The sequence below is a fragment of the Myroides sp. WP-1 genome, from assembly GCF_014145635.1.
In the GTDB taxonomy this organism is placed as follows: Bacteria; Bacteroidota; Bacteroidia; order Flavobacteriales; family Flavobacteriaceae; genus Flavobacterium.
In genome coordinates, this window is record NZ_JACHTC010000004.1 from 207,946 (window position 1) to 228,965 (window position 21,020).

Consider the following 21,020-nt stretch of genomic DNA (forward strand, 5'->3'; position numbering starts at 1 on the left):
TGGCTCCATAATTAATTTAAAAATTTAATATTATGGAAACTACAGTTTTAAACACAGAATGGCTTATCGCATCAGAAGTAGAATTGATTTACAAATCAAAAATCAAGGCTTCAAAGAGACCTCAGATTACATCTTCTTACAGTGCATATCAAATAGCATTAAAAGCTTGGGATAGTAATAAGATTGAATTATTGGAACAGTTTAAAGTTCTTATGCTTTCAAACAACAACAAAGTACTTGGAGTATTAGAAGCTTCCTCAGGAGGGATAACAGGTACAATAGTAGATTTAAGAATCATCTTCTCAGCTTTACTAAAGGCTAATGCAACGGCGTTCATTATAGTACATAATCATCCATCTGGAAAATTAACTCCAAGTGATGCAGATAGACAAATCACGAGAAAGATTAAAGAAGCAAGTAAGATGCTTGATATTACTCTTTTAGATCATTTAATTATAACAGCAGAGAGTTACTACTCTTTTGCAGATGAAGGCATCTTATAAGGTGCCTTTATTTTTTGAAGTATTAAAACTTTAAAAGATGCTTTTACAGTTCTAATACTTTGTGTTTTTATATGAGTGATTATATAAGTACTAATTTACAACCTAATATAAGTATCTATGTAGGTACATATGAACTCAAATAAATATCAAAGTAATAGTAAACTCCGACAGATAGAAAAAGAACAATGTCAACGTTTACAAAATGACTTTGAAGAGTTTCATCGAGAGATAACAAAAAATAATGAAGAGCTTTTGAGTGTTCACAAGGCTGTTAGCTTTAAGAGGTTATTATACTTGATTGTATTGAATATATTTTTAGTCTAGACAACAGTATGGTTATTAAAAATACTATTGAAAAATCGCAATATGAGCAATTAATAAATGAAAAAGAACAGTTGATGAATCAAATTGAAAGAGTAAATCAGTTTTTTTTATAAAAATCCTAAAATAACTAAATTCTTTAAAGAGAGGAGGCAAAAGCAGTAATACTTTAAAATATTAATCAAAGTTATTTCGTAAAATTTTTTGAGCATTGTGGGCTCAAAATTTTAAGGCAATAACTTTGGGGGATATGTTCATACTATTTGCTAACAATACTTAACAAAAGTCAATTTTATAGGCTTTTGCTAAATACAAAACAGAAGCTATCAATTTAGACTAAATTCCACCTTTTTACAAAAAAATGTTGAACATCTCGGTAGCTTTTAGAAACACGATGACTTGTACTTAGCTGTTTAAAAAAGTAAAAAAAAAGCAGTAATCCGAAAATTACTGCTTGTTATATCTTAAAGCTACACTTCAAAAACACCATATTAGATTTTATGGTTTTCTATGGTTTAACTCATTTATTGGTATTCAATGATTTTCAACTCATCTCTAACCTATCTATTCTTCCAATGTAATGTTTCGGAAAAAAACTTATATATTTTCAATTTTAGAGTAAATTTGTAAAACTTCTTTAGAAAAATAATAGCCTCTTTCTTTTGCTCTGTACCAAAATAGTATTACAACTATTAAAGATGAATAAGCTCTCAAATCATCATAGTAATTTGCTATTATTACAACAGTTGATAAGATTGAACAAGTTAACATAGTTCTAGAAAATGCGTAACTATTACTAAAGTCTTCCATTCTTGTATCTTTGGTAGAAAATACTACTCGCATAGCTATGCTAAATAGTTCTTTATTACAGGGTGTTGGATTTTCAGTTTTAGAAATTAAATGACTTTTTAATTTAGAATGATTATATTGTTTTATTTTCCACATACCTTTTCCTTCAAGTAATTTACATGAAGGACGCCCACACCAAGTGAAAAAATAAAATTCTTCTAATAAACTACTAATGATATTCAGTAAATAACCTAATCCAAATGCTATTGCTGTGTAACCAATTACATAATCTTTGTTATATTCGAAGCCTAAAAAAGGTAAATAGCACAATAGCATTATAAATCCAGGAACAAGTGATGATAATATATCGTAAGATTTAAAATTCATAATTCTTGTTTATTTTGCGGTATATTGACAAAGAAAAAATGCGTCATTATATTTACAAAATGGTGGGTCTCCTTCCCAATTTTTTTTATGTCTAAAGTCTCTTGCAAATTCAAAATTTTTAACATAAATCTCTAAAGATTCGGGAGTAATATTCAAGACTACATATCCTGCTTGGTTATTTGTTATTTTGAGGCCACTATTATATTTATTATAAGCAAGATGTTTTGAACTAGCGTTTCCAAAAAGAGTAGTTTTTGGATTTACAACTGTTAGAAAATTGTAATTACGACCAGAATCTCTTCCGTGATGTGGAGCAAATAAAACATCTACATTTGCTACTTTTTCTGAATAATTTTCTATAATATGTTCCCAAGTTAGATCTTCACTATCACCAGCAAACAATATTTTCCATTTACCTCCTCCTAATTTTGGAGGAGTGTACAAAATTACATAAGATGAATCGTTCCAATTCTCCTTCTGATTGCATTGCTTTAGAATTTGTGGTGTTGGGGATAAGATCTCAATATAATCTTCATTATAATACAAATTTGAATTACCTGAAAAATATGTTAATCTCGTAGCTGGTTTTTTTATACCATCACGTATTGACTTATAAAACTCCCAATCATCCATATTGTAACCTCCAGAACCAGCCTTATCTGAAATTTCCTTTTTATTATCTGTATCCCATATATTTGCAATAGAAAACTCATTAAACAAATCTTCTATACCATCTAAATGATCCATATCTGGATGAGTAACTATAAAACGAAAAATTTGGTTAATATTTAATTTTTTTAGATAATGGATTGGGTTATCAGGAGTTTTTTTTTGCTGATAATCTTTTTTGTTTGAGGGAACTTGCGTCCTTTCATACATATCCTTTCTACGTTGAGAATTTTTTACAGCTACTTCTGCTTCTGTGTCATAATCATTATAAGCATTACTAACATCAATCACAGTCTTTCGACCTGAATCATGCTCAATAATATTACAATCTCCTTCTAACACATTTAAAAAATGAATTCTTGACATTTTGTTTGGTTTTAACATAAGTTAGTATTGATATTAAGTAGATTAAAATCTATAAAATAAACATATCTAATTAAATTTTAGCCAATTTACTTAAATAAATCCCATAAAAAAACCCAACGTTACATTTTTGGGTGTAAAATTGGGTGTTATAGTTGTAATTACCTGATAATCATGGCAATCTGCGGAGAAAGAGGGATTCGAACCCCCGGACCTGTTACAGTCAACAGTTTTCAAGACTGCCGCAATCGACCACTCTGCCATTTCTCCAGTAGTCTGCTTTACTTCCGTATTGCGAGTGCAAATATAGGATAATTTGCATGCAATACAAGGGTTTTCAAGGGATATTTGCTTCTTTTTTTACTAAAAAAATGTAAGTGTTTTATTCTCTGTGTTTTAATTGAGTGATTTTTTTTGTTTTCAAAAGAGTGTTGCTTTGGAAATAAAAGAAAAAGAAAGATTCACAAATTAAAAGTATATTTAACCAGCAATGCAATTAATATGAAAAAGAATACCCAACCAGAAATCTACTATAGTGAGTATGGTGTTAGTTTAGCAAATTCTCGTGCTTTCTTTTGTGACAACTCTAGCTTTGGTAGTTTTGTTTATGACTTTGAAGAAGAAAAGAAGTACCTCGTTTCCAAGAACCCCAAAACAAGTGAAATAATGTCTCTATCTACTGATGGAAAACGGGTGCTCACTATTGATACCACCTTTGACACCCGTAAGCGGTTCATTCGTCTTGTGGAAGTAGAAACACAGCAAGAGCTTGTGGTTACAAAGGTTGCCTTTGGGTATGAAGCACTATTTTCTCCTGTAGAAGATTGGATTGTCATAAGAGGGGATATAAAGAGAAGGGAGAAAGTGTTTGTATACAATTTGAAAACAGAGGAAATAGTGTATACTTTTCCAGGAGCTCATCCGCTGTCTTATGGTCATTTAAATGAAGAACTACAAACCTTCGTTTTACCGAATCCCAGAAAAAAAGCAGAAGTCTTTCACTTCGATTTTCAAACAGGAGAAGGGCGTGTTGTTGCCTTGCCGTCCAAGCGATTGATTCACCGTGTATCTTTGATTGCGGAGGAAACCTATTTTTATATCGATGGAGATTATATCGCAACGTTGTGTAAGGCAGGTGAGGTGATTTGGCAAATTAAACTCGATTTCGATTCTTCCCTCTATTATGCTCCTGAGTATTTTATCTGGGAAGGAAAGGTATATTTTTCTCATGTATACGATATTGTAGTGGAAGGAAAAGAGGAAAGGCAACCTTGTTTTTATACCCTTGATTTAGAAAAAGGAAGTTTAGAGACTATTGTCATTCCCAAAGAGAAAATATTTGGTTCATTTTTACCTTTTTTGGGTAATCAAGTAATAAATAAATTTGGCGAATGCATCGATTTACAGACATTAGAATCTAGTCGATTAAGTGCTGTGATCTTTTAAACATCTTTTAGGTGTAATTTATATTTTTAAATAAGAAAATCATGATCAACTACAACGACAAAATATTTAGAGCAGCAAGTAATACACCCAATGGAGAGACCTCAAGTGAGACGGTGTTTCACTACAAACAAGAGGGAAATATTTTAACGGCATCGTATCAAGGAGGAAAGATTGTCTGTGGGCAATTACTCGGGCTTGTAGATGATAAAGGGAAAATTGATATGCGCTACCATCAGATTAACGATAGAGGAGAGCTGATGACGGGGATGTGTCAATCCATACCCGAAATGTTGGCCAATGGAAAAATCCGATTACATGAAACGTGGCAATGGACCTCAGGAGATCAGTCAAAAGGGACGTCCATGCTTGAAGAAGAATAAGACTTATAGCACAAAAAAATCCGCCTATTGGCGGATTTTTATTATTTATATTGTTCTAAAATCTTTTTGTTGATTGCTTTAATCAATGCAGGTCCTTCATAAATGAATCCCGTATAAAGTTGAATAAGAGAAGCACCAGCTTCTAATTTTTCTATTGCATCAGCAGGGGAATGGATTCCGCCTACACCGATAATTGGAAACGCGCGATTGCTTTTGTCCGCTAAGAAGCGAATTACTTCCGTACTGCGGTTTGTTAGGGGTTTTCCACTTAATCCACCTGTTTCAATCTTTTTCTCTGATTGTAAACCTTCGCGGCTAATTGTGGTGTTCGTTGCAATTACCCCAGCAATTTTCGTTTCTGCTACAATATCGATGATATCCAACAGTTGACTATCTGTTAAATCCGGTGCGATTTTCAAGAGAATCGGTTTGCTTTTGGGTTTGCCGTTGTTTTTAGTTTGCAAGGCATTTAGTAAAGCCGTAAGCGGTTCTTTATCTTGTAAAGCACGCAGATTTGGCGTGTTTGGAGAACTCACATTCACCACAAAATAATCTACATAAGGGAAAAGCGCATCAAAGCAAATCTCATAATCGTCAATAGCTTGCTCGTTTGGTGTTACTTTGTTTTTACCGATATTTCCACCAATTAACGTTCCTTTGTTTTTCTTCAGGCGTTCAATCGCTTGCTCAATTCCCCCGTTATTGAATCCCATGCGGTTAATTAGAGCGTGATCTTCTACTAAGCGGAACAAGCGTTTTTTCGGGTTTCCATCCTGTGCCTTAGGTGTAATCGTTCCGATTTCAATAAAGCCAAAACCGAAATTCTCAAGCTCACTGTACAGCTTAGCATCTTTATCTAAACCAGCGGCTAAACCAACCGGATTTTTAAACTTTAAACCAAATACCTCTCGTTCTAATCGCGGATCATTTACTTGAAATTTTGAGCGAATCATCGCCGATACACCCGGAATCTTGTTGATGAATTTCAGCGAATTAAACGTAAAATGGTGTGCCTTTTCAGGATCTAAAGAAAAGAAAAACGGTTTGAGAATACTCTTGTACATAAAAATGTGTGTTGTTGCGTTGTAAAATACCCTGCGAAAGTACACTTTTTGTTATAATTTTTGAAACCTTCTGCAAAGAATACTTCCATCGTTTCTCGGATTTTCTTTTTTTATCAATAAATAGGGGTGATTCAGGTAGCGTTAATGTACGGGAACTCGATTTGGTGAACGACTATATTAACTTTAACTAGTTGTTGAGGTATTTAATGATAAGGGAAGAAAGTAGTAAGAAAGTGCCAATAAAACGCCTGCGATTACCATGGGAACTAAAGAGCGGATTCCTTCACCCACAGCAAGGTGGGCAATAGCTGCTGCAATAATGTTGATGGTAAACCCGGCATAAGCAAATCCTTTGATTATACGGGGTAAAAAGGGAAGAAGTAGGGCGAGTACACCTAGTATTTTAGCCACTCCTAGTTCAATGCGGAAGTAATCAGGATATCCTAAATATGCGAAAGCTTCTTTAAACGAGGGATCCGTAAAATAGCTATAAGCGCTGAATAACATAAAAAGGCTGAATAAACTGGTTGATACCCAGTAGATTATTTTTTTTGTTCATGGTTTTTGTTTTTGATTTGTGAGACAAAGTTAGGGCGATTAAAGGGAGAAATAGATGGAGCTAACCAATAGGTAAGTGGTTACTTTTTGGTAACTAATCTGGAAGGAGTGGAGCTATATCGGCAATATGTCGTATCTTTACCTATAGCGCAATTGTAAAACAAGATATGAAGGAACAACAAGCAAAGTGTAAAACCAATGTAATGGGAGTTAAGGATAGTATGTCTATTTTAAGCGGAAAGTGGAAATTACATATCTTGGGGACGTTATTGATGCATGATAAATTGCGTTTTATGGAACTTCAACGTATTTTAGGGGATATTTCAGCCAAAGTACTCAGTAAAGAATTACGCGATTTAGAGCTTAATCAATTGGTTATTCGAACGGAACTTGATGGTGCTGTTGTAGCAGTAGAATATGCCATTTCTCCCTTTGGAATTACCCTGACTCCGGTGATCCAAGCCTTGGCCAATTGGGGGAATACCTACCGCAAAGAGATTATCCAGCAGATGGAAAAAAACAAAGGATGACAAACCGAGCAAAAGAGAATGACTTGTTTTCTTATAAAAGCGTGTAAAAGCGCATAAAATGTATTGTTATTATTCGCTAAAACTTGTATCTTTGCAACTCATTTTTTAAAAATAATTATGATAAAAATTACATTACCAGACGGATCAGTGAAAGAGTTTGCCTCAGGGGTAACTCCTTTCGATGTTGCTAAAAGTATAAGTGAAGGTTTAGCAAGAAATATTATTTCTGCCAACTTCAATGGTACCACCATCGAAACCACCACTGCTTTGACCACGGACGGTAGTCTAGTTTTATATTCATGGAATGATGCAGAAGGAAAGAAAGCATTTTGGCATTCTTCTTCTCACGTAATGGCGCAAGCGTTACTTGAATTATTCCCAGGCATCAAATTAACGATTGGTCCAGCAATTGAAAACGGATTCTACTATGACGTGGATTTTATGGATCACAAAGTAACAGATGCTGATTTTAAGAGAATTGAAGATAAGTTTTTAGATATTGCTAGAGGGAAACACGAGTTTTCTATGCGATCTGCTTCCAAAGCAGAGGCATTAGCGATGTATAAAAAAGAAGAAAACCCATACAAAGTAGAGCTAATTGAAAACCTAGAAGATGGTACAATTACGTTCTGTGATCACGATACATTTACAGATTTATGTCGTGGTGGGCATATTCCCAATACAGGAATTATCAAAGCGTTTAAAATCTTGTCTATTGCTGGTGCATACTGGAGAGGAGACGAGAAAAACAAACAGCTAACACGTGTATACGGTATCTCATTCCCGAAACAAAAAGATCTTACAGATTATTTAGCTTTACTAGAAGAAGCTAAAAAACGCGATCACCGTAAATTGGGGAAAGAGCTAGAATTATTTACATTCTCTCAAAAAGTAGGACAAGGATTGCCTTTATGGTTGCCTAAAGGAGCTGCTTTAAGAGATCGATTGGAGTATTTCTTGCGTAAAGCACAGAAAAAAGCAGGATACGAACAAGTCGTAACACCACACATCGGACAAAAAGAGTTGTATGTTACTTCAGGTCACTATGCAAAATATGGAGCAGATAGTTTCCAACCGATTCACACACCAGTAGAAGGGGAGGAGTTCTTGTTAAAACCAATGAACTGTCCACATCACTGTGAGATTTACAACGCAAGACCTTGGTCATACAAAGATTTACCAAAGCGTTTTGCTGAGTTTGGAACGGTTTACCGTTATGAGCAATCAGGAGAGTTACACGGATTAACACGTGTACGTGGATTTACTCAAGATGATGCACATATTTTCTGTACACCAGATCAATTGGATGAAGAATTCAAAAAAGTAATTGATTTAGTCTTGTACGTATTCGGATCTTTAGGATTTGAAAACTTTACAGCGCAAGTATCAGTTCGCGATTTAACCAATCCAGATAAGTATATTGGATCAGTAGAGAACTGGGAAAAAGCAGAACAAGCGATTATCAACGCAGCAAAAGATAAAGGATTAAACTATGTGATCGAGAGTGGAGAAGCTGCTTTCTATGGTCCGAAGTTAGACTTTATGGTGAAAGATGCGTTAGGTAGAAGCTGGCAGTTAGGTACAATCCAAGTAGATTACAATTTACCAGAGCGTTTTGAATTAACATATAAAGGATCTGATAACGAGTTACATAGACCTGTGATGATTCACAGAGCACCATTTGGATCTATGGAGCGTTTTATCGCAATTTTGTTGGAGCATACAGGTGGAAATTTCCCACTTTGGTTGATGCCAGAACAAGCTATTATACTGTCTTTGAGTGAGAAGTATGAAAAATATGCGAAAAAAGTTTTAGATTTGCTAGAAAATGACGAAATTCGCGCGGTCGTAGATAACAGAAATGAAACGATTGGAAAGAAAATCCGTGAAGCCGAGGTACAAAAGTTCCCTTATATGTTGATTGTAGGAGAAGAAGAAGAGAAAAACGGAACAATCTCAGTGCGTAAACACGGAGAGGCAGGAAAGACGAATCAAACGATGAAAATTGAAGAATTTATTGCTTTTGTTCAGAAAGAAGTGAGTTCATCAATGAAACAGTTCGGAGAATAAGAACAATTATGTATAACGCTTGTAGAACCAAGCATTAAAATTTTTAAAGCCATAGCAGTAAGACAAAGAGGAGGATTTAGACCTCGCGAAGAGAAGAAGGATTTGCACAGAGTAAACAACGCAATCCGTGTTCCTGAAGTTCGACTTGTCGGAGACAATGTCGAAACGGGTGTATATAAACTAGCAGACGCTTTGCGTTTAGCTGAAGAGCAAGAATTAGATTTAGTGGAGATTTCTCCCAATGCAGAACCGCCCGTTTGTAAAGTAATTGACTATAAAAAATTCCTTTACGAGCAAAAGAAGCGCGAGAAAATGTTGAAAGCTAAATCAACGCAAATTACCGTAAAGGAAATTCGTTTTGGTCCTCAAACTGATGAGCATGACTATGAGTTTAAGAAAAAGAATGCAGAAAAGTTCTTAAAAGAAGGAGCTAAATTGAAAGCATTCGTATTCTTTAAAGGTCGTTCTATCATCTACAAGGATCAAGGACAAATTTTGTTACTTAGATTAGCACAAGACTTGGAAGAATTCGGAAAAGTTGAATCAATGCCAGTATTGGAAGGTAAACGTATGACCATGTTCATCGCTCCTAAAAAGAAAACAAAATAATTCTTTAGCAATAAAGAATAAAAATAGAATTAAGTAAGATAATCATAATACCTAGGAACAAAATGCCTAAAATGAAAACTAAATCTAGTGCTAAAAAGCGTTTCAAGCTAACAGGTACTGGAAGAATCAAAAGAAAACACGCTTTCAAAAGTCACATTTTGACTAAAAAATCTAAAAAGCGTAAATTAGCTTTAACTCACTCTACTTTAGTATCTAAAGCAGATGAGCACAGCATCAAAGATCAATTAAGATTAATCTAATTCTAGGTAACTAGAAAAAGATTCGGTTAAATTTATTTAATAACCCTGGAGTGGCGCTTAGTAATTTAGAAGAACTTGTAAAAGTCGCCCACTACAAAAAACACTTGTAAAGAAATGGCAAGATCAGTAAACTCAGTAGCTTCAAGAGCAAGAAGAAAAAGAATTTTGAAGCAAGCCAAAGGTTACTTTGGAAGACGTAAAAACGTTTGGACAGTAGCTAAAAACGCGGTAGAAAAAGCAATGCTTTATGCTTACCGTGATAGAAAACAAAAGAAAAGAAATTTCCGTTCTCTTTGGATTATGCGTATCAACGCTGGTGCAAGATTACACGGATTAAGCTATTCTGTATTCATCGGTAAATTGAAAGCTAATAACATCGAATTGAACCGTAAAGTTCTTGCAGATTTAGCTACAAATCACCCTGAAGCTTTCGCAGCTATCGTTAATAAAGTAAAATAAGAAACGTTTGTCAAATCAGATTAGTCTTACTTAATATAGTAAAAAGCCCTACTTACAAGTAGGGCTTTTTTTTGTTATCGATTATTGTTTACTGTAGATTTTTATAATAATAGGTAGTATTTTCTTTCCAACAACAAACGAACAGCAAACAACAAACAACGAACAACAAAAAAAACACCTATATTTACTTTTCTAAAGCACAATTTACCGATGATATCATTTTTAGATTTACAACAGATTAACCAACGCTACGAAGCGGCTTATCTTGATAAGGTAAAAGAAGTGTTCCAAAAGGGGAGATATATTTTAGGCAATGAAGTAGTTCAATTCGAAGAAGATTTTGCTGCTTATTGCGGTACGTCTTTTTGTATTAGTGTGGGCAATGGATTAGATGCTTTAAAGTTGATTTTTGACGGTTATATCAAACTGGGAAAATTGAGTAAAGGTGATGATGTCTTAGTTCCAGCCAACACGTATATTGCAACGATTTTAGCCTTGTTGGATTGTGGGTTGAATCCCGTGTTTGTTGAGCCCAATCTCGATAGTTATACGGTAGATGTAAGTGGAATTAATTATTCCATGACATCTTCAACCAAAGCAATTCTCGTTGTACACTTATATGGTCATGTCTATGAGATGGATAAAATAAAAGCCTATTGTCAGGATCGTGGATTATTGTTGATTGAAGACGCAGCTCAAGCCCATGGTGTCGTGGCTTATAAAGGAAAGGCAGGGGCTTACGGTGATGCAGCGGCTTTTAGTTTTTACCCCAGTAAGAATTTAGGATGCGTGGGTGATGGTGGTGCAATTACAACGAATCATTTGGATTTGGTAGAGGTACTTCGCGCAACGCGAAACTATGGATCTCACATCAAGTATCAGAATAAATACAAAGGATTTAATTCTCGTTTAGACGAGCTACAAGCAGCAATGCTCAATCTGAAATTACCGCATTTGGATGCAGACAATCAAAAGCGATTGCACATCGCCTATCGCTATTTGAGAGAAGTGAAAAACGTTAAGATTATTCTACCGCATTTGGTTGCAGGAGCAGGACACAATTTTCATTTGTTTGTTGTTCGCGTAGCCGAACGAGAACATTTTCAGCTTTACTTGCTCAAGAAAGGAATTCAAACGCTTATTCACTATCCCATTGCACCTCATCAACAACCAGCGCTAAGTGATTTTCGCTATCTACAATTACCCGTAACAGAATTGATTCACAACGAAGTTGTGAGTTTACCTATGTCTCCAGTATTGACAGATGACGAAGTAACGCAAATCATTGACGCTTTAAACGCATATTAATGATCAAAGACCTTTGGCAGAAATACAAGAATAGCGAGCTCACAGCAGTTACCCTTCTCAATTCGGTGGGAATTGTTGTGCGTTTAGTTACGGCTTTATTTTCTGCTAAAATATTGGCCTTATTTGTTGGTGCTTCGGGTATGGCCTATATGGGAAATTTGCGAAACATGTTAACGGCAATGGAGGCCTTTACTTCTTTCGGTTTTGCCAATGGCATTGTACAATATGTTGCTTCTCATCGCGAAGACAAAACTCATATTGAGCGATTTATTAATGTATTGTTGCGCTTTATGTTAAGCGTGTTGCTTGTTGTGTCTTTGCTATTTGTTGTTTTTAGAAATCAACTAGATTCCTATTTGTTCGAAGGAACCTTCTCCATGCCAAGTCTCTTCCTCTTTATTGCATTTGCTTTTCCTCTACAAGTTTTGAATGGTATTTTAATTGCCTTTTTAACGGGATTAGAACAGTTTAAAAAAGTGATCTACTTAAATATTATTGGCAATATATCAGGCTTGGGAATAACAATTTACTTCGTGTATACTCAAGGTATAAAAGGTGCTTTATTAGCCATGGTTATCAGTCCTGTGATCTTGTTTTTTATTTCGCTTATCTGGGTCAAAAAAGAACTGAAATTGAAATGGCAATCTTTTGATTTCAATCTGATAAAACCGTTGTTTTCTTATGCTGTAATGGCTCTTTTTTCTGCTGTAGTAAATCCGTTGTGTTTGCTGTGGATACGCAAGTTATTGATGCAACATACAGGGGTTGAATTAGCGGGAATTTGGGAGGGAATTCAACGCATATCGGGAATTTATATGCTCTTTATTACCACATTGGCTTTTACTTACTTTTTACCAAAATTAGCTAAAACTAATATATACCAAGAGAAGAAGACGATTATTCGCCTTTATTTAAAGGGAGTTTTACCGCTATTTGCTTTGGGGCTTCTCCTTGTTTATTTGACGAGAAGTTGGATCATTCCCCTTATTTTAGATGATAGTTTTAGCCCGATGATCGATTTGATGCAGTGGCAGTTGATTGGTGATTTTATCAAAGGGGCGATTTTAATTTACGGTTTACTCTTTTATACAGAGCGATTGGTTTGGCCTTATTTGATCTGTGAAACCTTATTTTTCAGCTGTTATTACGGCTTTACTTACTTGTTAATTCCTGCATTAAAGGTCGAAGCGGCTACCTTGGGCTATACTTTTGCATATATAATTTACAGTTGTGTTTTAGTTGTCTATTTTTCTTGGTATTTTAGCCGTTTGGAGTCCAAACACAACCAAACATAAATGAAGAAGTACACCATTTTTGATTGCAGCGAAATTAATATCCCGGAAATTATCGATGAAAGAGGCAATCTTGCGGTTATTCAGGAGGATACAGTTCCCTTTGCAATAAAGCGTTTATTTTTTATTTATGACGTCCCACACGGAAAAAATAGAGGGGGGCATGCACATAAAGAACAAAGTACAGTTCTCTTTGCGTTGCACGGTAGTTTGGATGTGATCCTCGATGATGGGATACACAGTAGAAAAGTACACCTACATGAACCCACCACAGGCTTACTCTTACAACCTGGAATTTGGAGTAAACTGGAAAATTTTGATGCAGGAACAGTTTGTTTAGCGGTTAATTCAGATGTGTATGATGAAGGAGACTACATCCGATCGTATGAACTTTTTTTAGCCCTAGTTGCTTCAACGCAAGAGGTTTAACCACTGCTTACCAATCGAATCCATATCATATTGCTTTGCTGTTTGCAGGGCGTTTAGCTTTAGTTTATTTCGTTGTTCACTAGAGGTAGCCAATAGTTCCATCCCTTCTTTTAACGCTTTAAAGTTTTGATTTTCAATTAGTAATCCGTTGTAATCAGATGTAATTATTTCACGTGGACCAGTCGGACAATCAAAGGAAATGACAGGTAAACCGCAAGCGAAGGCCTCAAGTAAAACAGTAGGAAACCCTTCTAATCGACTGCTGTGAACAAAAAACAAAGCACCCTTAAAAATAGAAAAGGGATTAGCCATAAAACCAGGGAGACTAACCCACTGTTTTAAACCTAATGTCTCTACTTGATGTTCTAGGTTCTTTCTTTGTATGCCATCTCCCAAAATAAGCAAGCGAATTCCTAGATCGGGTAATTGACTTTGACTATAGATATCAATTAAGCGATCAAATTGTTTGAGATCGGTATCCATTCTTCCGCATGCCACAATATAAGTTGTGTCTCGAAAAGGATTGGGTGCAGAGGCTTGTTCTTGAATTGAGCGAATCGTAATGGGGTTGTATATCGTGCGAACATTAGTATAACCATAAGTTGCACGCACTTGATCTGTTATAGCTTGACTAACGCAAATCACTTCTTTAGCCTTGCGGTAAAGTCGCTTCCCCAAAAATGTACGAGAGGTAAAATACCATGAAAGCGCTGAACTGTGTACCGTTGGAATATAACCAGTATTAAAAACGAGGTAGTGTAACAACACTTCTGTTGTAGGTTTGCTTCTCGTTCTGAAGTCGACGATATAGTCAAAGGCATGGGTTCGGATATAATTGCGAAACAGTTGGTATCGTTTCCATTTATTGAGTAGCGAAGAAGAGGCCGATTTGTAGATACCTAGGTTGTACAATTTACCTCCATACGGATATGAAATAGCGTCTAAGTTGATAATGTTATGCACGTCAAATCCCATCCGGTCTAAATAGATGGATAAGGTGCTGTGCACGCGTTCTGCGCCTCCATAGGCAAGGGTATCACCCAGTAATGCTATTTTTATTTTCTTTTGTGACATAAAAAGATAAACGTACATTTGAACAAATCACGGCTAAGATAATGAGAATACTTCTAATTGGAGATTATAGCGGATTACATTCTGCCTTAAAAAAAGGATTATTGCAACACCCTTTGGTGAAGGAAGTTGTAGTAGTTGGCGATGGAGATAAATTCAAAGATCTAGCTGTTGATATATCTATTCGTCCGCAATGGGTTTCAAGTCGATGGGGAACCTTTTTTCGCAAAGCTATTCACAAGGTTTTTCGTTGGGACATAGCAGAAATAGAAAAAGGATGGAAGGCACAACAACGATTAAAGAAAATGCGCGATTTTGATGTTGTTCAATTGATTAATGATCGCCCCATTCAAACGATAGCTTCTTGGGAAAGAAAAATCTTACGGAGACTGTTTGATCAAAATAAAAAAGTATTTCTACTTTCTTGCGGTATTGATGTCTATGGATTAAAATACCTGATTGAACATCCTAACGAAATATCCTTGTTACAACCTTTATTGGCAAACCCGAAGTTAAAATCGCAGTATGAATATGTAGATGTTTACCTCAATAAAGGAGTTATTCAAACCCAACAAATGATTGTAGATCGTTGCCAAGGAATCATTGCAAGTGATATGGATTATGTCAATCCCAATAAAAAACAGTCCAAATATCTAGGATTGATTCCACATCCCGTTGTAGTACATTCAGAAAAAGAAGAAATACAACCTTTAGAAAATAAGGTGTGTATATTTCTTGGAATTAATCGTGGTAACTACTATCAAAAGGGGATTCAGTTCTTTGAAGAAGCTTTGCTGCAAATCCAAGAAAAATACAACGATCAGATTGAGATTATTATAGCAGAACAATTGCCCTACCAAGCCTATCAACGCGCTCAACAAAAAGCGACTATCGTGTTGGATCAAGTGTATTCTAAAGATCAAGGATATAACGCATTAGAAGCTATGGCTAAAGGGAAAGTTGTCTTTACTGGAGCAAATAAAGAATTTTTAACGCACTATCAGCTCAATGCAGATGAAGTGTGTATTGAGGCAAAACCCGATGTAGGGTATTTAGTAGAAAAGTTGAGCTGGTTAATTGAGAACAGGAATGTTAGTACAGCAATAGGTAAACGAGCTCAAACGTTTGTATATGAAACGCACGATTGTAAGAAAATTGCTAACCAATATATGCACACATGGAATTTAAAAAACTAAATATCCTGTATATTGGCACTTCCCTTAGTGGAGGTGGAGGAGTCGCTCGGATCATCAGTCAAAAAACAGCAGCATTTGTTCAGGCAGGTCATCGCGTACAAGTTGTAAGTACAAATGATGCTTCTTCATTGCCTTTTTACACCTTTGATCGCGCAGTTCATTTTGTTTGGTACAAGCAACCTATCCGCACCCTTTTGCAAATGAAACGCTATTATGATTTTATCAATCAAGAAGTTGTATCTAACTTTCAACCCGATGTGATTATTGTTGTCGACAATGGAATAAAAGGATATTGTGCCTCTTATCTACTGAAAACCCAAGCACCGATATACTTTGAAGTACACGGATCGCGCAATTTTTTGTTGAGTCCGATAACCTCAAAGATTAAACGCGTCTTGGTTGATCGTCTTACCCTAGCACTAAGCAAGCGATTTACAGGACTTATTTTGTTGAATAAGAGTTCGGCAAAAGATTGGCAACATCGCAATGTGACGGTGATTCCCAACTGGATAGAGCAGGAAAATACGAGTGTAGTACCAGAGAAAACACACACTAAGCAAATACTGGCCATTGGGAGAATAGTTCCTGAGAAAAATTACGAAGAACTTTTGGCTATTTGGAGAGAAATTCAACAGCTGAGACCAGATTGGCATTTGGTAATTTGCGGTACAGGAGAAGTCGGTTATGTCGATACAATCAAAAAAATAGCTACTGATAACGTAACGTGGAAGGGCGAAGTAGAGCTTATCCAACAAGAGATAGAAAACAGTGCCTTTGTACTTCATACTTCAAAAATGGAGGGCATGCCCATGGCGTTTTTAGAAGCGATGGCTTTAGGTGTTCCTGTCGTAGCATATGATGTACCTTATGGTCCGGCAGATTTAATTACATCTGGAATAGATGGGTATTTAGTGCCTTTTGGCGATCAGCAAAGAATGGTTCAATGTTGTTTGGAGTTCATGGATCATCCTGATGTAGTACGACAGTTTGGAGAACAAGCCAAACAAGCCGTAAAGACTTATGATAAATCTCTGGTCTTACAACAGTGGTTTAGTTTTTTGAATAGCTTGGATCGCTTTGTGGTAAGCAATCAATTTAAATAATTTGAATAACAACATAGAGGGGGTCTCGCTCAAAAGATTGCGTGTAATCCATTTTCCTATCAACAAATCTATACCTGTGAGTAAAGCGGTTAAATGACTCTTTTGTAATTGACTATAGCGATGGCTCAATTGAATTTCTTGCGGATGTATGGTTTGGTTGAGGACTAATGTTGCTAAAACATTACAGGCTTGTTGTGTTCGCTCTAAATACGTTGCGTTTGACTCTGTACTTAGATGTGCCACTTTATTGTTTAATCGCGTTATAGCAATGTCGCGTTTTTGTACTTGCAAAAAAAACAAAGTGTCTTCGTAGCCATAGGTTTGAATAGACTCGTCAAATTGTAGCTGCAATTGTTGTTGATTGAAGAAAAGATTGCAACAAGAATGTATGTGTTTATGCTGTTCAATCTCAATGCCGTATTTCAATCGCAGAGTCTGCTTTTTTTCTGTAGACTGATAGGTAAATCCGCCTTGAAAAAACAGGCCCTGATCGCGTTGAGTAAGGTAGGTTTGTATAAAATTGGCTGCAAGGGGATAGGTATCTGCATCCAATAGTAAAACCCACGGATATTGCGCTTCAGCCAATAATCGATTCCGCGTATAAGCAACATGACGATTGACTTGATTCTTTAGTAAACGGGTATGCTGTAATTGTACGATAGATTCATTGTCAAATACCGAATGAGAAGCATCGTCACAAACCAAGATCTCAAAGGGAATGTTTAATGTTGAAGCTTCTTGATGTAATCGTTCTACCAAGGGTAGAATAGGGTAATTATATACGGGTATTACAATGGATAGCATACAAATTACGAGGTGCGGTGAATCACTTCAAATAGTGATTTATCGTCGCATTTCAATGTTTTAGCAGGATATTTCAATAACAATGCATAATCGTGTGTAACCATGATGATCGTACGACCGTTTTTGTTAATCTCCAAAAGTAACTCCATTACTTCTGAACTAGTTTGTGGATCTAAGTTTCCTGTTGGCTCATCGGCCAAGATTAAATCAGGATCGTTTAATAGTGCACGAGCAATAGCGATACGTTGCTGTTCTCCACCTGAAAGTTGGTGGGGCATTTTTTGTAAATGAGACAACATACCTACGCGTTCTAATACTTCTTCAATACGTCTGTCAATAGCCTCTTTTTCAGACCATCCTGTCGCTTTTAGCGCAAATTGTAAATTGCCGTAAACTGTGCGATCGGGTAAAAGCTTAAAATCTTGAAATACAATTCCCAACGAACGTCTTAAATAAGGAATATCCTTTTCTTTTAGCTGACGCAAATCGTAATCTACAATTGTTCCTTCACCCTCTGTTAAGGCTAAATCAGCATAAAGCGTTTTCATAAAACTACTTTTTCCTGCCCCAGTTTTACCAATAATGTACAAGAACTCTCCTTTGTTCACTTCTAAGTTTACATTGGATAATACCTGATGCTTATTTTGATAAATGTTTACATTTTGTAAGGATAAAATTACTCTTGACATAGTTTCGTATGAATTAGAAGGTAAAAATACGAAAAAGACCTGATTTTAAGAAGTAGATGTGGCAGATTTATGCATTCGTTTTAAAAAGAGTTAAACAAGCGATTTTTATTGGGTGATACGTGAATGTTAAGCAAAAGTGCGAATCTGTTGGCTCTAGGTTAACTCTACTTTAAATTATTGGTTCGCATCGGTTTAGCAATCTCATTCTTTATACTTTTAGCCGACGAAAAAACCCAGATTATTAGGTATACACACCATAGCATAAGAGAATAGAAATGAAAAAAATGAGTTTTATTTTAGGATGGTTTTGTTGTTGCACTTTTATACAAGCGCAAGAAAGAGAAATTAAGTTCCATTCACACAATGATTATGATCGAAATGTTCCGTTTTGGAATGCCTATAGCCAAGGGATGAATTCGATTGAAATCGATTTAGTTTTGGCGGATCACGCCTTATTTGTAGCGCATGATATAGAAGATGCAAAACCCCATCGAACAATTGAACGCTTGTATTTAGAACCCTTAAAACAAGCCGTTGAATTAGCCTTAGGACAGCCGAAAAATTTACAGTTTTTGATAGATGTAAAGGGAGATGCAGAAACTACCCTGGCGTTGTTGTTGCCTATTTTAAAACAATACGAACCTGTGATTACACAAGAAAATATTCAATTTGTCCTCTCAGGAAATAAACCGGAACTCCGCTATTTCTTGAACGTGCCTTCGTATGTAAAAGTCGATTTTCAAGTACAAGACACATGGAATGGGGATATGGATCTTTTGGATAAAATTGGCATGGTTAGTTATAACTTTCAGTCCTTGTCTAAGTGGAAGGGAATAGGTGAATTACCTCAAAATGACAGTGCAATATTGAAAGAAAAGATCGCACAAGCCCATCAAATGAACAAACCTATCCGATTTTGGGCTACTCCAGATACTCCAAAAGCTTGGCAAACGCTTGATGAGCTACAGGTTGATTTTATCAATACCGATACGCCAGCAGCATTGAATATGTTTTTTAAAATGAACAGGGAGTAGATGAGAAAGAAAATATACGGTCTTTTTTTGTTGTGGACTACTTGTATCACTGCACAAGAAGTAAAAATTGGGGTAGTATCTGATCCTCACTTACATCAAATTTATCTCAAAGAAGCGACAACTTTAGCGCCTTTTTACAACAAAGAAACCAAGACCTTCGAATTTGTTCGGTCGTTGTCTGGTCAAATGGCATCAACACGTCTGTTTAACGAGAATTATTTTGCCTTTCGACAAGCGCTGACAGATTTGGCAGCTCAAGATGTGCGTTTAGTGCTTATTAGCGGTGATTATACAGATGATGGACAAGCGCTGAACCTCAAGGCAACACAGGAGTTGTTGACTGAGTTTGAGCAACGATATGGCATGCGTTTTCTATTGACTAATGGCAATCATGAAGCCGTAAATCAATTGGATCGCGAAAGTGGAAAATCTGACTTTTTAACGCAAAAAGGAGCTGTTATTGGTGTTTATTCGGCTGAGCATTTAGTAAAAAAAAAGGAAGATCTCCTATATCCTGAGATGAGAGAACTGGGATATGAATCAATGTATCCCTTCATCCAAAATTTTGGATTACAACCTAGAGAGACGGATCTTTTTTATACTACGCCTTTTCAACCTTTCGCATATGAATCGTACAAGAAAGGGCAAGAATTTCGTCTAACTGATCGAAAATACGAAAGTCAAGGTGTTGCCTATTTTGACTTTACGTATCTTGTTGAGCCTTTGGATGGGGTGTGGATTTTAGCGATAGATGGCAATATGTATCAACAAGTAAATGAAACAACCTACAAAAATAAAAGCGATGGCTATCACCAAATTGAAGAGCGAATGTATTTATTGCATTGGATTAAAACTGTGGTAAATGAGGCCAAGCTAAGAGGTAAAAAACTCCTCGCTTTTGGTCATTATCCTCTTTTAGATTTTAATGCGAATCAAACGACAGCTCTACTTGATGTATTGGGTAAAAATCAATTTCAATTGCATCGCGTTCCTACATCAGAAACGCAATTACGCTGGTTAGAAACAGGTTTGTCGCTGCATTTTGCAGGTCATATGCATATTCATCAAGAAACCGTAAAAAAACACGGAGATCTAGAATTAAAAAATATTCAAGTTCCTTCTTTAGCCGCTTTTCCTCCAGCGTATAAAATTGTGGAAATAGAAGAAGAGGATATTGATATTCAAACCGTTGAATTGAAGGAAGTACAGCATTTTGACGCACTTTTTTCACTGTATCAAAAAGAAAATACACAGGGAAAATACGACGAATTTTTACAGGCAAAAAATTATTATGCCCTGACTAAAAGTCACTTGAAATATTTAAGTGAACATCGTTTTTACCATAGTGATTTTGGTGATGTGAAGTGGACGGTGTACAAAGAAGCAACGAGCTTGGATGCATTCATGCCTCCCGAAATGCTAGCTTCTCTTACAAAGGCTAGCTTGAGAGAAGCGCAACGATTGGATTTTAAAACACTGCTTTTTGATTTGTATCTGCTCCGAAATGGCAGTGATATTGGTAGGAAAGAGATTGATCCTGCTCGAATTGAATTATATGTTATTTGGAATCAATGGATTACTAAGCAAGAGGAACGCAGTGATTTAGATAAATTGATTGAAATAATGGTTGGGTTTTTTTAATTGTTTGTCGTTTGGTGTTTGTTGTTTGGTGTGAGATGTGAACAT

22 protein-coding genes and 1 tRNA gene are annotated in these 21,020 nt (G+C 36.0%); 15 read left to right on the plus strand and 8 right to left on the minus strand.

The window, feature by feature from the left end:
* The first annotated feature begins 32 nt into the window (after positions 1-32).
* Complete coding sequence (locus H4K33_RS05910) at positions 33-503, plus strand: RadC family protein (protein WP_182647547.1); 471 nt, start codon at positions 33-35, stop codon at positions 501-503.
* Between the two features lie 918 nt (positions 504-1,421).
* On the opposite strand, the gene H4K33_RS05915 is transcribed toward H4K33_RS05910, so the two are convergent.
* From H4K33_RS05915 to H4K33_RS05925, 3 genes are all read right to left on the minus strand, one after another.
* Positions 1,422-2,000 carry a hypothetical protein gene (locus H4K33_RS05915; RefSeq protein ID WP_182647548.1) on the minus strand — a complete coding sequence of 193 codons (579 nt, stop codon included), beginning with the start codon at positions 1,998-2,000 and terminating at the stop codon, positions 1,422-1,424.
* 9 nt (positions 2,001-2,009) lie between these two features.
* Positions 2,010-3,035, minus strand: a complete 1,026-nt coding sequence (locus H4K33_RS05920; RefSeq protein WP_182647549.1) for a ComEC/Rec2 family competence protein — start codon at positions 3,033-3,035, stop codon at positions 2,010-2,012.
* Between the two features lie 182 nt (positions 3,036-3,217).
* Positions 3,218-3,302: transfer RNA gene (locus H4K33_RS05925), tRNA-Ser, on the minus strand.
* A gap of 231 nt (positions 3,303-3,533) precedes the next feature.
* On the opposite strand from H4K33_RS05925, the gene H4K33_RS05930 reads away from it, so the two are divergent.
* A complete protein-coding gene (locus H4K33_RS05930; RefSeq protein ID WP_182647550.1) occupies positions 3,534-4,478 on the plus strand; it encodes a hypothetical protein in 945 nt (314 codons plus the stop codon).
* A 41-nt stretch (positions 4,479-4,519) separates the two neighbouring features.
* Entirely contained in the window at positions 4,520-4,858 is a 339-nt protein-coding gene (locus H4K33_RS05935) for a n-acetylglutamate synthase (protein WP_182647551.1), read from the plus strand.
* A gap of 41 nt (positions 4,859-4,899) precedes the next feature.
* On the opposite strand, the gene H4K33_RS05940 is transcribed toward H4K33_RS05935, so the two are convergent.
* Both H4K33_RS05940 and H4K33_RS05945 read right to left on the minus strand, forming a co-directional pair.
* Positions 4,900-5,922: a quinone-dependent dihydroorotate dehydrogenase gene (locus H4K33_RS05940; RefSeq protein ID WP_182647552.1), complete on the minus strand. Its 1,023-nt coding sequence runs from the start codon at positions 5,920-5,922 to the stop codon at positions 4,900-4,902.
* Positions 5,923-6,105: 183 nt separating this feature from the next.
* Positions 6,106-6,468, minus strand: coding sequence for a DoxX family protein (locus H4K33_RS05945; RefSeq protein WP_370576664.1), 363 nt, complete (start codon positions 6,466-6,468; stop codon positions 6,106-6,108).
* Positions 6,469-6,647: 179 nt separating this feature from the next.
* On the opposite strand from H4K33_RS05945, the gene H4K33_RS05950 reads away from it, so the two are divergent.
* From H4K33_RS05950 to H4K33_RS05985, 8 genes are all read left to right on the plus strand, one after another.
* Positions 6,648-7,010, plus strand: a complete 363-nt coding sequence (locus tag H4K33_RS05950) for a helix-turn-helix domain-containing protein (RefSeq protein ID WP_182647554.1) — start codon at positions 6,648-6,650, stop codon at positions 7,008-7,010.
* A 117-nt stretch (positions 7,011-7,127) separates the two neighbouring features.
* Positions 7,128-9,080 carry a threonine--tRNA ligase gene (thrS, locus tag H4K33_RS05955; protein ID WP_182647555.1) on the plus strand — a complete coding sequence of 651 codons (1,953 nt, stop codon included), beginning with the start codon at positions 7,128-7,130 and terminating at the stop codon, positions 9,078-9,080.
* Between the two features lie 102 nt (positions 9,081-9,182).
* Positions 9,183-9,689, plus strand: a complete 507-nt coding sequence (infC, locus tag H4K33_RS05960) for a translation initiation factor IF-3 (protein ID WP_002991325.1) — start codon at positions 9,183-9,185, stop codon at positions 9,687-9,689.
* 62 nt (positions 9,690-9,751) lie between these two features.
* Positions 9,752-9,949: a 50S ribosomal protein L35 gene (gene rpmI / locus H4K33_RS05965; protein ID WP_002991327.1), complete on the plus strand. Its 198-nt coding sequence runs from the start codon at positions 9,752-9,754 to the stop codon at positions 9,947-9,949.
* A 114-nt stretch (positions 9,950-10,063) separates the two neighbouring features.
* Positions 10,064-10,408 (plus strand): 50S ribosomal protein L20, encoded by a 345-nt coding sequence (gene rplT, locus H4K33_RS05970; protein WP_002991328.1) that lies wholly within the window; start codon positions 10,064-10,066, stop codon positions 10,406-10,408.
* Positions 10,409-10,618: 210 nt separating this feature from the next.
* Positions 10,619-11,716, plus strand: coding sequence for a DegT/DnrJ/EryC1/StrS aminotransferase family protein (locus tag H4K33_RS05975; protein WP_182647556.1), 1,098 nt, complete (start codon positions 10,619-10,621; stop codon positions 11,714-11,716).
* The gene (locus tag H4K33_RS05980) at positions 11,716-13,011 is read left to right on the plus strand and encodes an O-antigen translocase (protein WP_182647557.1); all 1,296 of its coding nucleotides are present in this window, start codon (positions 11,716-11,718) and stop codon (positions 13,009-13,011) included. Before H4K33_RS05975 ends, H4K33_RS05980 begins: the two co-directional genes overlap by 1 nt.
* Entirely contained in the window at positions 13,012-13,437 is a 426-nt protein-coding gene (locus H4K33_RS05985) for an FdtA/QdtA family cupin domain-containing protein (protein ID WP_182647558.1), read from the plus strand.
* Here the strand turns inward: H4K33_RS05985 and H4K33_RS05990 are convergent.
* Positions 13,420-14,511, minus strand: coding sequence for a glycosyltransferase (locus tag H4K33_RS05990; RefSeq protein ID WP_255493579.1), 1,092 nt, complete (start codon positions 14,509-14,511; stop codon positions 13,420-13,422). The genes H4K33_RS05985 and H4K33_RS05990 overlap by 18 nt on opposite strands.
* 41 nt (positions 14,512-14,552) lie before the next feature.
* Between H4K33_RS05990 and H4K33_RS05995 the strand changes: the two genes are divergently transcribed.
* Complete coding sequence (locus H4K33_RS05995; RefSeq protein ID WP_182647560.1) at positions 14,553-15,704, plus strand: glycosyltransferase; 1,152 nt, start codon at positions 14,553-14,555, stop codon at positions 15,702-15,704.
* On the plus strand, positions 15,686-16,807 hold the full coding sequence (locus H4K33_RS06000) for a glycosyltransferase (protein ID WP_182647561.1): 1,122 nt from the start codon (positions 15,686-15,688) through the stop codon (positions 16,805-16,807). The genes H4K33_RS05995 and H4K33_RS06000 overlap by 19 nt, the downstream gene beginning before the upstream one ends.
* On the opposite strand, the gene H4K33_RS06005 is transcribed toward H4K33_RS06000, so the two are convergent.
* Entirely contained in the window at positions 16,742-17,611 is an 870-nt protein-coding gene (locus H4K33_RS06005; RefSeq protein ID WP_182647562.1) for a glycosyltransferase family A protein, read from the minus strand. The genes H4K33_RS06000 and H4K33_RS06005 overlap by 66 nt on opposite strands.
* A 5-nt stretch (positions 17,612-17,616) precedes the next feature.
* Entirely contained in the window at positions 17,617-18,300 is a 684-nt protein-coding gene (locus H4K33_RS06010; protein WP_182647563.1) for a cell division ATP-binding protein FtsE, read from the minus strand.
* A 284-nt stretch (positions 18,301-18,584) separates the two neighbouring features.
* Between H4K33_RS06010 and H4K33_RS06015 the strand changes: the two genes are divergently transcribed.
* Entirely contained in the window at positions 18,585-19,334 is a 750-nt protein-coding gene (locus H4K33_RS06015; RefSeq protein WP_255493580.1) for a hypothetical protein, read from the plus strand.
* Positions 19,335-20,975: a metallophosphoesterase gene (locus H4K33_RS06020; RefSeq protein ID WP_182647565.1), complete on the plus strand. Its 1,641-nt coding sequence runs from the start codon at positions 19,335-19,337 to the stop codon at positions 20,973-20,975. It begins immediately after the preceding gene.
* Positions 20,976-21,020: the final 45 nt, after the last annotated feature.

Bases quoted from the DNA above. Each gene is read 5' to 3' on its own strand.
- H4K33_RS06015 (WP_255493580.1), top strand. From the start codon at position 18,585: ATGAGTTTTATTTTAGGATGGTTTTGTTGTTGCACTTTTATACAAGCG.
- H4K33_RS05985 (WP_182647558.1), top strand. From the start codon at position 13,012: ATGAAGAAGTACACCATTTTTGATTGCAGCGAAATTAATATCCCGGAA.
- H4K33_RS05990 (WP_255493579.1), bottom strand. From the start codon at position 14,511: ATGTCACAAAAGAAAATAAAAATAGCATTACTGGGTGATACCCTTGCC.
- H4K33_RS06020 (WP_182647565.1), top strand. From the start codon at position 19,335: ATGAGAAAGAAAATATACGGTCTTTTTTTGTTGTGGACTACTTGTATC.
- H4K33_RS05950 (WP_182647554.1), top strand. From the start codon at position 6,648: ATGAAGGAACAACAAGCAAAGTGTAAAACCAATGTAATGGGAGTTAAG.
- H4K33_RS05935 (WP_182647551.1), top strand. From the start codon at position 4,520: ATGATCAACTACAACGACAAAATATTTAGAGCAGCAAGTAATACACCC.
- H4K33_RS05920 (WP_182647549.1), bottom strand. From the start codon at position 3,035: ATGTCAAGAATTCATTTTTTAAATGTGTTAGAAGGAGATTGTAATATT.
- H4K33_RS05915 (WP_182647548.1), bottom strand. From the start codon at position 2,000: ATGAATTTTAAATCTTACGATATATTATCATCACTTGTTCCTGGATTT.
- rpmI (WP_002991327.1), top strand. From the start codon at position 9,752: ATGCCTAAAATGAAAACTAAATCTAGTGCTAAAAAGCGTTTCAAGCTA.
- H4K33_RS06010 (WP_182647563.1), bottom strand. From the start codon at position 18,300: ATGTCAAGAGTAATTTTATCCTTACAAAATGTAAACATTTATCAAAAT.
- rplT (WP_002991328.1), top strand. From the start codon at position 10,064: ATGGCAAGATCAGTAAACTCAGTAGCTTCAAGAGCAAGAAGAAAAAGA.
- H4K33_RS06000 (WP_182647561.1), top strand. From the start codon at position 15,686: ATGGAATTTAAAAAACTAAATATCCTGTATATTGGCACTTCCCTTAGT.
- H4K33_RS05930 (WP_182647550.1), top strand. From the start codon at position 3,534: ATGAAAAAGAATACCCAACCAGAAATCTACTATAGTGAGTATGGTGTT.
- H4K33_RS05995 (WP_182647560.1), top strand. From the start codon at position 14,553: ATGAGAATACTTCTAATTGGAGATTATAGCGGATTACATTCTGCCTTA.
- thrS (WP_182647555.1), top strand. From the start codon at position 7,128: ATGATAAAAATTACATTACCAGACGGATCAGTGAAAGAGTTTGCCTCA.
- H4K33_RS05910 (WP_182647547.1), top strand. From the start codon at position 33: ATGGAAACTACAGTTTTAAACACAGAATGGCTTATCGCATCAGAAGTA.
- H4K33_RS05940 (WP_182647552.1), bottom strand. From the start codon at position 5,922: ATGTACAAGAGTATTCTCAAACCGTTTTTCTTTTCTTTAGATCCTGAA.
- H4K33_RS06005 (WP_182647562.1), bottom strand. From the start codon at position 17,611: ATGCTATCCATTGTAATACCCGTATATAATTACCCTATTCTACCCTTG.
- H4K33_RS05980 (WP_182647557.1), top strand. From the start codon at position 11,716: ATGATCAAAGACCTTTGGCAGAAATACAAGAATAGCGAGCTCACAGCA.
- H4K33_RS05975 (WP_182647556.1), top strand. From the start codon at position 10,619: ATGATATCATTTTTAGATTTACAACAGATTAACCAACGCTACGAAGCG.